This window comes from Roseobacter sp. CCS2, from assembly GCF_000169435.1.
GTDB lineage: Bacteria > Pseudomonadota > Alphaproteobacteria > Rhodobacterales > Rhodobacteraceae > Yoonia.
Window position 1 is genome coordinate 38,799 of record NZ_AAYB01000003.1, and the last position, 14,063, is coordinate 52,861.

Consider the following 14,063-nt stretch of genomic DNA (forward strand, 5'->3'; position numbering starts at 1 on the left):
TGCAACTGAAAATTACACTGTAAGCCTTGGGCATTCCCGTCACTTTTTCGAAATGAGGACAGCAAAGATGCCGATCTTGGAAACCGTAGGATTTACAGCGTTTGACGAAAAACGGACGCGTGGTCCCGTAGGTGATATTGCCCTGTCCCAGCCTGCGTCCGGATATGCTGTGGTCGGCGGCGCATCGAAGCGATTGTTTGATATCTGCGCAGCCCTGATCGCATTGATCATGCTTGCCCCTTTGTTCTTGTTCACAGCTATCGCTATCAAATTGGTGTCACCTGGACCGGTGCTGTACGGGCATAGGCGTATTGGCCACAACGGCCGCTATTTCAAATGCTGGAAGTTCCGTTCCATGGTGACTGATGGCGATGCTGTTCTGGCAAAATACCTCGCAGATCATCCTCAGGAACGGGACGAATGGGTGCGCAGCCGAAAGCTGCGCGATGATCCACGTGTTACGCGCCTTGGGGCGGTACTGCGTGCTTACAGCGTCGATGAATTGCCGCAGATCATTAACGTTCTGATGGGCGATATGAGCATCGTTGGTCCCCGCCCGGTCGTGCGGGATGAACTGGATATCTATGGTAGCGCTGCCGCACAATATCTGCGCAGTCGGCCAGGTATCACGGGGCTGTGGCAGGTCAGTGGCCGCAGCGACACTAGCTATGAGCAGCGGATCAAGTTCGACACACAGTATGTTCAGAATTGGTCATTGGCCGCTGATCTTTGGATCATCATGCGGACGATCCCGGCTGTTGTTTCCTCAAAGGGATCATACTGAAAGTCTGCAGGATGATGATTGCACGAAATATGCTGGCCACACGTTTGATCGCCTTCATTGTGGCGCTTTTGCTGCCTCTTGCCGCATGGGCAGAGGCGTACCGCGTTGGGGTTAATGATGTGCTGAACCTTCGGGTTGCGGTCTGGGATGAATTGAACGCGGTTGTCAGCGATATGCCCGGTGTCTCAGGTGATTATCCCGTGGGCGCTGATGGCACGCTCTTGGTGCCTTTGGCGGGCACCATCGAAGCCGCTGGTCGCACCCCGAGCGAGATCGCGCAGGCCCTTGACGCAGCGATGCTGGGATATGTGGGCATTGGGCAATCGGCCAAGGCCGCCGTAAGCGTCGGGACCTATGCGCCAATTTATCTTGCCGGTCAGGTGAAAACCCCTGGTGAGCATCCGTTTGCGCCCGGCCTGACTGTGCAGATAGCGCTGGCGCTGGCTGGCGGGGCAGGGGCGCTTGACCCCGCAGAGGGGCAAGAGCGAAATTTCCTGAGCGCGCGGGGCACGATCACCGTACTACAGCGCGAATTGATGTTCCTGACAGCTAAACGCGAACGCCTTATGGTCGAAATGGCTGGCGCTGACGCGGCCCCCGACCTGTCAGATATTGATCCAGAAGCATGGGCCATAGAAGAGGCTATTCTGCGGACGCGACGGGCGCGACACGATCATGAGATTGATGCGCTTGCCCGTGCACGCGTGTCTTTGGCGCAGGCGACAGCGGTGTTGGAAAGCAAGCTGGACACCAATCGCACCCAACTTGAAGCGGGCCAAGAACAGTTACTGCGCGAAGAGGATCTTGTCGATCGCGGGCTTGCCGCATCCGCGCGCGTGTTTGAGCGCGCAAGCTATGTAAACGAGCTGGAAAGCCGGCTGCTGGATATTGAGCGTTCAATCTTGCTGGCACAGCAGCAAATGCAGGAACTTGATCGCAGCGAAGGGGTGTTGTTGGCGGCGCGCGACGAAGAGAACGCAACGACACTGCAACAAGTTGAAGCCAGCATCGCAGATGTCGATGCGCGGCTGGCTGCGCAATACGCGCTTTTGTCAGCGGCGGCAGGCCAGCAAGCAGGTCTGCTACCCCCGGTTGACTTTGCAACCGCCCAAATGCGCTACACGATCACCCGAAGCCGCGGCGGTCATGAGACGCTGGTTGCCGACAAAGCAACTTTGTTAAGGCCCGGTGATGTTGTTGACGTAGCAGTTGCGCAGCCAACTGCCATAACACCTTCAAACTGATGGCAGGCCAATGACGCATCCCGCCATCACCAAACCAGAACTTGATAGCTATCGGCCGCATTTGACAACAGGCAGGTCCGCTTTGGCGATCACTGGCGTGTTGTGGTCGTCATTGCAAACCCTGATCCCCACAATCAGCGCGGCAGTCGTATTCTTTATCAGTGCAATATTCCTGTCGCCCGCAGATTTTGGTCTGGTGGGGTTGGCCAGTAGTGTTGTGATGACGGTCCTTGCCTTTACACCGGTGGCTTTCGGTGAGGCGCTGGTCCAACGCAAATTGCTGACCAAGGCGCATACCGATAGCGTGTTTTGGTTGACCCTATTCTGTGGCGCCTTGTGTTTCCTGCCTTTCGCCATTTGGGCAACACCCATGGCAACGCTGATGGGGGACGCAAGCATTGCGGCGGTGCTGCCTGTGCTGGCCTTGCGCATTCCGCTTGATCTGGCGGCTGCCGTTCCGAATGCGATGATTATTCGGTCTATGAAATTCAAACTGATCGCCCTGCGCACGGCTGTGGCGACAATGATCAGTGTCACAATCTGTCTGGTGATGCTTTTTGCCGGTTACGGCTACTGGGCGTTGGTTGCAAGCCAGGTGTCAGCCAGTTTTGTCGCCTGTGCGATGGCCTATTGGGTGGCAGGATGGCGACCGGGAATAACCCTGCAATGGTCTGCATTACGAGACCTGTTTAATTACGGTGCCTTTGCGTCGGGCAACCGGATGCTGGCGACGATCAAGATTGACCACTTTGTGCTTGGTGTCTTTGCCGGGACTGCAACGCTTGGTCTGTTTTTCTTTGCGCGGCGACTTTACAACATGCTGTCCAATCTTGTCGGCGGTGCGCTGGCATCTGTGTCGCTTGCACTTTTATCGACGTTGCAGGATGACCGCGAAAAAACGCAGCTTGCTTTTGATATGGCGTCGTTTCTGTCAGCTGCTGTCAGCATGCCGATGTTTTGCGCATTGGCGATCATAGCACCCGATCTTTTGGGCCTGCTGCTTGATGATAAATGGGCCGGCGCCGTCTTTCCTGTGCAGGCTTTTTGTGTTGCTGGTGTGATAGCAAGCATCGGTGTTGTGCAGGCTTCATTGATTCAAAGCCAAGGCAAAACGCAGTGGTGGTTCTATTATCAACTAGGGCAGCAAGCGACTTCTGTTCTTGTGATCCTCGCGACATACCGTTTTGGTTTGCCGGTTTTGATGGTCGCACTCATGACCAAAACTGTTTTGCTTTGGCCGGTGTCTGTGGTCATGACTGCAAAGCTGTTGAAACGCAGCGCATGGCACTATCTGGCCGGTTTTAGATACCCTGTTCTGGCCGCGCTGATTATGGCGTGCGGCATGGTTGCCGTGTCCCACATCATGCCGGATCAGTCACAAGCGATGCGCCTGTTGGTGCAAGTCATCGTGGGCATTGCCCTTTATACGCCGGTCATCGTGTTTTTGTCGCGTGACCGCATCGCGGAACTGCGCCGTTACCTGCCTAGAAAAGGAAAGCCAGCCTAATGAAATTGACATATTTTCAAGGTGACCCGCCCAATTTCGGGGACGAGTTGAATGCAACGATGTGGCAGCATTTGTTGCCCAGCGACTTTTTTGATGACGACCCGTCAGAGCTGTTTGTTGGTATAGGATCCGTAATCCAGCACGACTATCCCGCGGCGGCCAAAAAGGTTGTCGTGGGATCAGGATATGGGGGGTACACGAAAAAGCCTGATGTCCATGATGGCACTTGGGAGTTTCATTTTGTGCGTGGTCCCCAAACGACGCAAGCATTGGGTCTGGACCCGCAACTGGCCATTGCCGATGCGGCCATTCTACTGCGCGAAACGCCACTGCCCGCACCCGCAAAAGACATCAAGGTTGGCTTTATGCCGCACTATGAAAGTATTGAGCGCGGTAATTGGCAAAAGGCCTGCGCTTTGGCTGGGATCACTTTTATCGACCCTTCCCATCCAACAGAAAAGGTTCTTGCCGAAATTCTGGGGGCGGAGCTGGTCATTACCGAAGCCATGCATGGTGCGATCGTATCAGATGCGCTGCGCACCCCATGGATCGGTGTACGCACCATGCATCATGTGCATCGCTTCAAATGGCACGATTGGGCCAACGCTTTGAACATTGATTATAATCCGGCGTTTTTGTTCCCATCAAACCTGCGCGAAGCTTGGGCGCTTTCGACTGGGCGCGGTGGATCAGGTGCCCGGGTCACGGCGATTAGCAAAAGCCGTGCAGCCCAACCGCTCAACGCGGCATGTCACCACATGGCAGCACGTAGTTTGCAAAAACTCGCACAGCGCGCCCCAAGCCTGTCGTTGGATGCCGAAACAGAACGCGCCACCGACAAGGCCATGACAGCCGTCAATCGTTTGATCGCTCAATACGCTAGCAATCGCGCCTTTGCCTGAACGGTGCTGCGGTCTGCGGCCAACCCGCGCACTGCAAAGACAAAGGCGCAGACCGCGATCACGGTTCGTAATGAAAACTGAAAGAATATGGGCACTTCGATAAAGCTGACCATCACAATCATCATGACCAAAATGAACAGCAAAGCGGCCTCTGCCCGGTGGCTGCGCAACGCCCAAAGACCGGTTGTGATCGCAGCACCATAAAGAATGACAACCTGCAAAAAGACACCGACAATTCCGATCTCTACCGCGTTGGACAAATAGGTGTTGTGAAAGTTGAAGCCACTGCGACCGTCAATGCCGAACCTGTACCATAGCGCCTCTGCCGGGCTGTGGCCTTTCACCCAAAACGCCTGATACCCCATGCCCAGCAAAGGCCGTTCAGCAATCAGTTCAAGTGCGATGCGCCAAAGATCAGTACGGCCAGTCAGGGTGACATCCTTGCCGGTTGTTTCCAGCAGGGTGGCGAACAGGACGCTTGAAAATATGACCAACAAAACAAGCATCAATCCTGCGGCCAGCACCGCAAATGTTAGAACAGTGACCTTTTGCAAGGCTGACAGCCGGTAAAGCATCAGCAACAAAAACAGGATCATCAAAGAGGGCGGCACGATGGCAAGTGCGCTGACCGATTGGGCCAGCAAAAGCAGCATAACGCCGACCATCAAACCCATGACGGCCAGCAGCCGGTAGCGGTACGATGCATAGCTGTCTAAAACTTGAGCGACACAGATAATCACATAAGTCGCTGCGGCCCCCGCAAGCGCGTTTTTGCTGCCGTAAATGCCCAACCACGCACCTGTGTCATTGCGCACATCGCCAAAAAGCACACTTGCCAGCATCGCCACCGAATAAAGGCCAAACAAAATGCGCGCGAAAACCCGGGCTGATGTGGTTGCGGCAATGGTCACAGCAATAACCATTGTGGCTATAAGTTGCAGACTGAACCGAAACGTGGCCGCGGGATATTCAGACCAAACGGTTGAGAGCAGACAAAAGGCAGGCAGCGCGATGATGTACCAATACGTCAAACAAAGGCTGACCTGCATTTGAAGGCGCCGCACAAGCAGCGCGCAACCCGCCCCCAGAAACATCAGGGCACCCATACTACCCAGCACAGGGACGAACACCAAACCACAAAGCGCCAGAAATGCCAGAACAACATCCGGTTCAATCGTGATGACGCCATTATCTCGCCTTGGCAAATGGGTGTTTGTGCTACTCATCGAGACAAACGATAGACGCCGGAAATTTGCATGCCTCGCCCAGTGCGGTGAACGCGATCCAATCCACTTGCATGGTCAAATTGGTCTCCGGTTCGGCAAACGGTCCCATCCAGTTGGGAAAGCTGTCACTGCCCCAAAAGCTGGCATATATTTTTTGCTCGTTTTCTGGCAGTACCGCGCCGGGCGGCGTTTCATGCATCATAACGCCATCAACATACCAGCGAATGCCATCAGGCTCCCAGACAAATGAGTAGGTGATAAAGCCGTCGTCGGCAGGTTGCGGCAACGGTACGCGTTTGCCGTTTTTTGGGGCACTGTCGACATAGGTATTCAGGCTGACAGCGGTAGTGTCGCGGGTCAGCACCTCAAAATCAATCTCGTCGTGTCGTTTTCCGTGCTGCGGGCCGATGTAGGTAAAGAAAGCGGCATTCAAACCCGTCCCGGCCGCAGTTCGAAACCGGGCCTCATAGGTTCCGTATCCATAGACATGGCGGGATTGGATTTCACCGCAGGTATAATCCCGCTTTTCGTTCGGCTGTATCGCAAAATCCAGCAAAAGGATGCCATTTTGCACAGCCACATTATCGCCTGACCACAGGCAATTCTGCCAGTCGCCGTTCACCCAACCATCAGAGATACCCCAAAGTGTTTCATCTATGGTTTCAAAGTCGTCAAAAAAGCTGACGCCTTTGGGCAAATCCTGCGCATGAAGCGCTGTTGACCACGAAAATACGAGGCCAATTGCCGATGACCGAACGATCTTTGCCATGGCGGTGGTCCGGTTGCAGGGCAGATTTTTCATAGGCCACCTCTTTGCCGTAGTTTCGGTAATTTTTACCATATTTTATGGGTGGATTACAAAGATCGCTGGCCAGGTCGGCGCATGATTGCCGACCAAAACGGATGACCACAATTCATGTGAGCTAGCGTATCAAACCGCGTATGCTGCAACTGCAAAGAATGGCGAAAGTGACGGCTTGGATGATACCCACAGTTTCTGTGATTATGGCGAATTACAATGCCGCCGACCACGTCTTGGCGGCGCTGAAATCCGTGTTGGCACAATCCATACCAGAGGTTGAAATTCTGCTGGCGGACGATGCGTCAACCGATGCAAGCATTACAATTGCGCGCCAGATTGCGGCCGCTGACCCACGACTGATTATTCTAGAATCTGATACCAACGCGGGGCCCGCTGCCGTCCGCAATCGCGCGCTGGATGTCGCGAAAGGCGAGTGGGTGGCGATCGTCGACAGCGACGACATTATCCACCCCCAAAGATTTGAACGTATGCTGTCGGCGGCACGCGCATTGCAAACCGAAGCAATCGCAGATGACCTGACCTATCTTATTGATGACACTGTGCACCCGAACATGACATTGCTTGGCGATGTACGGTTCGTTAATCCACAAACATTGACGGCGCAAAACTTTCTATCAACCACACCACGGGCGCCTGAACTGGGTTATCTGAAGCCGATGTTTCGGGCCGATGCGCTGAATGGACTGCGTTATCGCGAAGACATTCGGATTGGCGAAGACAATGACTTTTACATCCGGTTTTTGCTGAATGGCGGGCAGATGCATTTGCTGCCGGAATCCTATTATCTGTACCGCAGGCATGCGCAGTCGTTATCGCATCGTATGTGTCCCGAAGACGTGCAAACCATGATAACCGTCCTTGATGACACGTTGATCCGCTATCCTAATTTATCCGATGATCTAAAGGCCGCGTTCGCTGCGCGCCGTGCGGCGTTACAAACCCCATTGGCATTTGAAACTCTGGCGCAGAACATCAAGGCCGGGCGTTATGTCAGTGCGACAGGCGACTTGATCCGAAAACCTGCCTTGCTTGGGCCATTGGGGCGGGTTGCAAAAGACCGCTTTGCATGGCCGTTAAAGAAACCCGCAAAGCAAACAGGCCTTACCACCAATCCCAGCGACTGGACCGCGCAAGACTGGTCTGCAAATCAGGCCACGAGGTCTTGATAATGCCGGACAATCAGCCTCTTGTTCATGTACGAACACCAACCTACAAGCGGCCAGACGCATTGCTGCGATGCCTGAAAAGTTTGCAATCGCAAACGGCGGCCAACTGGGTTTGCGACGTTTATGATGACTGTGCAGACGGATCAGCAGGCGCGGTTGTAGCCGCGCTGAATGACCCACGCATCCGTTTCACGCATAATCAGCCGCAGTTATTTGCGTCAAGCAACATTGATCAATGCTTTGGTCGACGCAATCCACATCAGGCCGATTATTTTTTCGTTCTGGAAGATGACAATAGCATTCTGCCTGATTTCATCGCCAAGAATATTGCGATCTGCGAACAACATGACGTCCACATCGTATTTCGTAATCAGTTGATCGAATTTGATAGCGGAACCGACACCGCCCGACTATCGACGCGCGGTATTCTTGACGACAAGTTGCAAGGCGGACTTTATGATCCTGATGTGTTTCGCCTGTGTTTGCTGGCTGACATCGGTGTTTCAAACGGTGGGCTATTCTGGTCAAAGGATGCAGCGACCGATCTGGAAATACACTTTGCATGCAGCGCCACCTTGCAGGAATACATGCGCACCTTCGCAATCTGCGAACCTATCTATGTCGCGATGGAGCCATTGGCCGTCTGGGCCGAAAACGGTGAAGGAACAACCCGTGATCTGGGTTTGGATGCCGGATATTACAAACGTGAACTTTCGCTCAAACGCTCGGTCGGGATTTTGCAGCGTAAAGCGTGGAAATTAGCAAAGGTCGAAGATCGCAACCGCTTCCTGACCCATCCATCGTTTCGATATTCAGAGCGGCAGCGCGCCACAGGATTGGTCAAATCGCATATTCAACTTCGTGTCGGGAAATCATTGGACAGGGTTGAGGTCGCACGGCTTGCATTTCGTGGCGCGATGATCCGCCTGATGGGAAAAGCCGAGCCTGCAATCAGCGCGTTTCTGAATACCCGCGCAGGATAGCTATGGCTTTTGTGTTTTGGCCGCAGGATCAGCCTGTGTCGTGTTTTTCGGCTTCAATGCGGATGGCTTTGGTGGTGAAATCACGCTCATCAGAACAAGCAGCAGGAAGTAGACAAACTGCAAAATGATAAGTGCCGCGATCGCGCGTAGAATGCTGATCCCAAGACCGGCACCTGTCATATAAGACCCCGCCGCAATGATGACGGCGGAACACACCATGAAACCAATGAATACTTGCAGACGCACACGTCCTCCTATCCCCGCGCCGAGTATAAGAGAACAAAGGCCATCGCGCTACTGTTTCAAAGACTGAATCTTTGGCATCTTACATATCTGTTGCCAAATAGCTTTCAGGCCAGCCGGGGCGCGCATATTTGCGCAGTTGCCTGACATTGACCTTGTTCAGCGCGATACCGGCAACTTTCTGTGCAATTTCAGGTTCATGCGCCAGATATTGCGCCACCAAGGATCTATGCGTCTTACCCCATTCACAGACCAATACGATTTGGTCCAATTGACCTATCATGCTTTTGGCCCCGGACCCTCTGCCCAATGGTGGCAGGTCCAGAACGATGTAATCGTAGTGCTTGCGAAGCTCGGATATCAGGTCTTGCTGATACGCCACATCACCGGTGACGGATTGCTGCTGTGCCGGACCGGATGGCAAAATGTTCAAACCGGTAAAATCAAGCTTATGCAACGCGTCTGGCAGTGCTGCGGTCCCGCCCACAACCTCGGTCATGCCAGGGACAGACGGAATTTTGAGTGCGTCGCTGATGCTGGTATTCTGCAAATCCATGTCGATCAACAAGGTTCGTGCACCTGATTTTGCCAGCATATTGGCATAGTTGACCGCAAGCATCGTTTTGCCTTCGTCAGGCAACATCGATGTGACCGCCACCACCTTGCTTGGGTGATCGGACGTGCCAAGATCAACGGTGGCGTGGATATTGCGCAGCGTTTCGCTGAACATGGATTGCGGCATCAGAACAGACCAGAAATAAAGTGGCGCTGTGTCTTTCGCCTTGCGTCGATACGTTTCCATTTTGGCGACATCGTTTGTGGCCGCACTCTGATCGCCTCCGCTAAAGGTCATGCGTTTGGTTTTTGGTATTGGCGCATCAGCGATGTTTTTTGCAAAGACCCGTGGCAAGTGGCCCAAAAACGCAAGTCCCGTATCATTATGAACGTCTGTACTGACGCGAAAGGCGCGATCACCCGCTTCACGCAGAACCGCAATTGCAAAACCGAACATCAGGCCAAGCAGCGTTGTCAAAGCCAAGGTTTGCCAAAGTTTGGGTAAAGCCGCTTTTTGAGGAACAGTTGATTGGGTCAGGATACGCCCGTTCGAGATTGGGAAAGACCCCTGGATCAGAATTTGTTCATAGCGTGCTGAAATCGTCTGGTGCAGCGCGTCAAGCGTTGCTGCCCGCTGCGCCAGGTCGCGCAATTCAGCGACTTTTGTCGGATCGCTTTGGCGCAAGGCGGCGGCCTGCGCCAACACATCAGCGGCATTTGCCTCCAACGTGTCCAATCGCTCGCGCATCCATGCGGCCGTACGCTCTGTGGATTCCACATTCGCGTTTAGGCCATCCTCAAGATAAGCTGCGGCATAAGTGTTCACGATGTCAGCGGCGAGTTCGGGATCATGCCCGACATAGCTGATCTCGATCGAAAAGCTCAGGCCGATGCGCGTGACAAGGATATCGCGCTGCAGGCGCGACGCAGCTGCGGTTAACTGATTGATGCGTTGCTGTTCAAGATCGACAGTGGCAGGTTCATCCGGTGCTTCGCCCAGACCAATAACACCAGTAACGCGCTGTTGCAGCCCTGAGACGATGTCGCGGGCAAGCGATGATGGAGGATACATGAAGACGTCATTGTTCTGCAGGTTCAACGTACTGGCAACCTCGGTCGCAAGCTGCAGTGACTTTAAGACCTGCATTTCGTTCAATAGCGATGTGTCGTTTCGCGCAAACGGTATGCTGGCCGTGATCTCTTGATCGACTTCGCTGCCTCTCTCGTTCACCAGAACCGTAGAGGACGTGTAATATTGTTTAGGTGTGGTCAGATGATGCGCGGCACCCACAACCATACCCATCACAGCACACAGGATCAGTGGCAGATATTGCCGGCGCAGTGCCGCCATCACATCGCCCAAGGTTGTTGCCTCGTTTATCGCGTGCGGCTGACGACGATCTACCGGCGCTTCGGCGTCTTGAATGCGTAATCCAATGTCTTTCATCTTATCGGCCCCACCCGTTATTCGCTTTTCCGTTGTGTGAAACCAGGCCCGTATTGTTGCAGCCCACGACCACCAGCCAGCCCCGATAAAGCGCCAACATGCAAAGCACCGCGCAAAATCGTTTTATTGCGGCGCGCTGGCATAACAGCCTGTAACAGCGCCACGCCTGCACAATAGACGACCTTGCCAACTGTAATGGCCCAAAGCCGCGCGGTGACGCCATTTTCGGCAACCAGTTGCCCATGGGTCTGCCCCATTCGAAAGCGCCGCCGCAACAGCCAGCGAAAGCTGACACGATTGGCGGGGATCGTTTCGTAAATCAGGGCGTCTGGCGAAAATGCGATCCTGCCCCCATCCGCGACCACCTTGGCAAAAAACGCGGTGTCCTCGCCACCGGTTTGCCCCAAAGCCACATCAAAAATGCGACCTTGCAATGCTGTACTTTGGCGATCCAGCAGGACGTTGCAGGTGTAGCCGGTGATGATCTTGTCATCGACCCAAACCGGCATCGTGGCATGGATGCGGGTCCGCTGCATCCAGTCGGGGGCACCATCTGGATAGTCTGCCTCGACCGGGCCTAGAACCACGTCGGCGTTACTTTTTGCCATTTCCCCGGTCAAATGAACCAACCAGTTCGCCGGTGCGACTTCATCGTCATCAATAAAAGCCAGAAAACGGGCGTTGCTGTGGGCCAATGCCCCATTGCGCGCGATCGAGATATTGCCTTGCGGGCAATGCACATAGCGCAAGGGCAGGGGTGCGTTCTGTGCCATCGCATCAACAGTCCGCTGTGCGCTTGGGTGATCATCATTGTCGACCACAAGAATGGCCACATCATACCCGTCCGGCAGCACCAAGGCCATCAGCGACGTCAAAGTCTTGGTCAGCTCAGGCCGCCGATAGGTACATACGCAGATGTCGAGTGTTTTGGTCATTGTGTCACCTGCGATCTGGTGTTTGTGGTGCTGCGCAGCACCCTTTGCCAGAACCCCAGCGACCAGGAAAAATGCATAATCATTGCAACAGGACCGCATAAAGTAAGCATTAAATCGCGCTGCTCCCACGCCATTCGCAAACCCGTAACAATGCAATACGCAGCCCATAAAGCAGCGGGTATGGCGAACAGCCAGTGGACCGGTCCCAGCAGCGCCAGCAAAACTGCCGGTGCCACCATCATGACCTTGGCCTGTCTGATCCGTGGCCTTATGCGGTGCTTTAACAAATTGCTGGCACGCCCGGCCCCATAGAAAAAGTACTGACGCCCCGCTGCCATCAACGAAGGGCGCGGAAAATAGGTCACAACCGTCGCGGCCGTCAGCCAAATTCGATATCCGGCCTGCCGCAAGCGATAGTCCAGTTCGGCATCCTCATTATGGGCAAAATTTGGGTCATACCCGCCAACGGCCTGAAACGCGGCGATCTTGATCAGGGCGTGGTGCCCGTGATCGACGTAAGCACCAGACGGCACATTGCGATGCGCAGACCCGCCATTGCCGATAGGCGCATTTTGGGTGGCGGCATTGATGCGTTGAACCCGTTTGTCCCCTTGCGCAACCATGCTGACCACAATGCTGTCAGCATATACGGACCGGGCCTGCTGCAACAGAATATCGCAATAGTCATCCGGATAGGCGCAATGCGCATCAATACGGATCAGATGCGTGGCGCGACCATCATCCATAGCGACGGCCATATTGATTGCGGCGCTTTGAATGCGGTCGGAGTTATGCAACAGCGCGATACGGTCATCTGCAGCGGCGCATTCTTGCACAATTCTAATCGTCCCGTCTGTGCTGCCACCATCAACGACAACAACGCGCCCGCCCAGCCTGTCCATCGCTGCACGAAGTTGGCTAAGAATTGTTCCGATGTGCATCGCTTCATTCAAGCAGGGAATAACGATAAGGGGGTCCGCGATGCGGTTGGTCGTATCAGTCAAATCTGACATTTTGATCTTTCGTGTAACGTAAGTTGCTGTCGGAAGAGGCAATGCGTCACTGAATAAGCGTACCACTAATGCGGCCGATCATAGGTCCCTTCGCCAAGGGGCGCACGCCATCCAATGCAGGGTCGGCCATAGCTTGCCACCGAACGGGCGGATTATGGGCGCGATCATGCAATATGCCCAATTGTTCAGCGTAAGCGAGCCGGTGACCTGAAACAGCATTGATTTTAAAAGAAGAAACGAATGTGAAACGGTGGCATGATTTGTTTGTGATCGGTGATAATCCGCGCAAACAGGTCGCGTGATTGGTGTGACAGTCACAGATCGCCTTTTTGACGCGGCCATCGAACATGCTGGTCTTTGCTTACTTGTCGCTACGGTCGATCAGCTGAAACGGATCGCGCAGGTTTTCAAGTCGATAGGCGCGGGGGGTTGTGCCGTATTGCCGACGAAACAGGCGGTAGAAATAGCTGCTGTTGTCAAATCCGCAATCGTTGACAACATCATCAATTGACCTTTCGTCACTGCGCAGCAGGTGCGCTGCATATTCGATCCGCACTTGGTTAATGTATTCCGACGGGGTCAGCCCGGTGACCGCCTTGCAGGTACGGCAAACATGTTCGTGACTGCGTCCTGCTGCTGCGATGAAACCCGCGGCACCTTTGCTAAAGACGGTCTGCGACTGGGCGGCACTGCATGCTTCGGCAAACCACCGCGGCGCATTTTGCGCGATGCCGCCTGCCGCGTCAGCGACGCGGTTTGTCAGCACCAACAAAAACTCCTCGATCCTGGCCAAAGACCTGTGCGCTGTTTGAAGCTGTTGGGCCACGTTGATCGCACGGGCAAAGCGGACAGGATCAAGCATGTGCATTTCAGGCAACGCCGCGCGGCTGTCAAAGAACGCGCTTTCGATAGTTTTGGCGTAGCGGTTTGTCAGATGTTTGGCGGTTTCAACGCGGAACATGACGTTGATGATCTGACAGCCTTTGGTACGGTCGGCGCTAAACGCGTGTACATCATTTGGTCTGATGAAGGTCAGATGCCCGGGTTCCAGTTGCTGTGTTTCGCCATTCACCCAATGGCTGGTCTGGCCGCTTTCGATCAAGAAAACTTCGAAAAAATCATGGTCGTGTGCCGCATTGGGAAATCGTTTTGCCAAAGATTTCCGGGCAAAATGAAACGCGTCATCGGCACGGATGTAGTTATCAATATGGAATGTCGTTTTGCGCATACCACAA

At 54.2% G+C, this 14,063-nt stretch carries 13 protein-coding genes; 6 read left to right on the forward strand and 7 right to left on the reverse strand.

Annotated elements, in window-relative coordinates:
• Window positions 1-67 precede the first annotated feature (67 nt).
• Genes RCCS2_RS11420 through RCCS2_RS11435 form a run of 4 tightly spaced genes read left to right on the forward strand, consistent with a single transcriptional unit; the run spans window position 68 to window position 4,437 of the window.
• On the forward strand, window positions 68-784 hold the full coding sequence (locus tag RCCS2_RS11420) for a sugar transferase (RefSeq protein ID WP_008234347.1): 717 nt from the start codon (window positions 68-70) through the stop codon (window positions 782-784).
• A 29-nt stretch (window positions 785-813) separates the two neighbouring features.
• Window positions 814-2,028, forward strand: a complete 1,215-nt coding sequence (locus RCCS2_RS11425; RefSeq protein ID WP_232204265.1) for a polysaccharide biosynthesis/export family protein — start codon at window positions 814-816, stop codon at window positions 2,026-2,028.
• A gap of 10 nt (window positions 2,029-2,038) precedes the next feature.
• Entirely contained in the window at window positions 2,039-3,535 is a 1,497-nt protein-coding gene (locus tag RCCS2_RS11430) for a lipopolysaccharide biosynthesis protein (protein WP_008234351.1), read from the forward strand.
• Window positions 3,535-4,437 (forward strand): polysaccharide pyruvyl transferase family protein, encoded by a 903-nt coding sequence (locus tag RCCS2_RS11435; protein WP_008234352.1) that lies wholly within the window; start codon window positions 3,535-3,537, stop codon window positions 4,435-4,437. The genes RCCS2_RS11430 and RCCS2_RS11435 overlap by 1 nt, the downstream gene beginning before the upstream one ends.
• Here RCCS2_RS11435 and RCCS2_RS11440 read toward each other — a convergent pair.
• Both RCCS2_RS11440 and RCCS2_RS11445 read right to left on the reverse strand, forming a co-directional pair.
• A complete protein-coding gene (locus RCCS2_RS11440) occupies window positions 4,407-5,663 on the reverse strand; it encodes an O-antigen ligase family protein (protein ID WP_008234354.1) in 1,257 nt (418 codons plus the stop codon). The two genes, RCCS2_RS11435 and RCCS2_RS11440, sit on opposite strands and share 31 nt — an antisense overlap.
• Window positions 5,656-6,432, reverse strand: a complete 777-nt coding sequence (locus tag RCCS2_RS11445) for a glycoside hydrolase family 16 protein (RefSeq protein ID WP_232204266.1) — start codon at window positions 6,430-6,432, stop codon at window positions 5,656-5,658. The genes RCCS2_RS11440 and RCCS2_RS11445 overlap by 8 nt, the downstream gene beginning before the upstream one ends.
• A gap of 212 nt (window positions 6,433-6,644) precedes the next feature.
• On the opposite strand from RCCS2_RS11445, the gene RCCS2_RS11450 reads away from it, so the two are divergent.
• Window positions 6,645-7,652: a glycosyltransferase family 2 protein gene (locus RCCS2_RS11450; RefSeq protein ID WP_198007043.1), complete on the forward strand. Its 1,008-nt coding sequence runs from the start codon at window positions 6,645-6,647 to the stop codon at window positions 7,650-7,652.
• Window positions 7,653-7,654: 2 nt separating this feature from the next.
• Entirely contained in the window at window positions 7,655-8,635 is a 981-nt protein-coding gene (locus tag RCCS2_RS11455) for a glycosyltransferase family 2 protein (RefSeq protein ID WP_008234365.1), read from the forward strand.
• On the opposite strand, the gene RCCS2_RS11460 is transcribed toward RCCS2_RS11455, so the two are convergent.
• From RCCS2_RS11460 to RCCS2_RS17945, 5 genes are all read right to left on the reverse strand, one after another.
• Window positions 8,636-8,881, reverse strand: a complete 246-nt coding sequence (locus RCCS2_RS11460; RefSeq protein ID WP_008234367.1) for a hypothetical protein — start codon at window positions 8,879-8,881, stop codon at window positions 8,636-8,638.
• A gap of 79 nt (window positions 8,882-8,960) precedes the next feature.
• Window positions 8,961-10,880: an AAA family ATPase gene (locus RCCS2_RS11465; RefSeq protein ID WP_008234368.1), complete on the reverse strand. Its 1,920-nt coding sequence runs from the start codon at window positions 10,878-10,880 to the stop codon at window positions 8,961-8,963.
• Window positions 10,881-10,897: 17 nt separating this feature from the next.
• Window positions 10,898-11,815: a glycosyltransferase family 2 protein gene (locus RCCS2_RS11470; RefSeq protein WP_008234370.1), complete on the reverse strand. Its 918-nt coding sequence runs from the start codon at window positions 11,813-11,815 to the stop codon at window positions 10,898-10,900.
• A complete protein-coding gene (locus tag RCCS2_RS11475; protein ID WP_008234372.1) occupies window positions 11,812-12,828 on the reverse strand; it encodes a glycosyltransferase family 2 protein in 1,017 nt (338 codons plus the stop codon). Before RCCS2_RS11475 ends, RCCS2_RS11470 begins: the two co-directional genes overlap by 4 nt.
• Before the next feature lie 361 nt (window positions 12,829-13,189).
• Window positions 13,190-14,056: an AraC family transcriptional regulator gene (locus RCCS2_RS17945; RefSeq protein ID WP_008234375.1), complete on the reverse strand. Its 867-nt coding sequence runs from the start codon at window positions 14,054-14,056 to the stop codon at window positions 13,190-13,192.
• Window positions 14,057-14,063 lie beyond the last annotated feature (7 nt).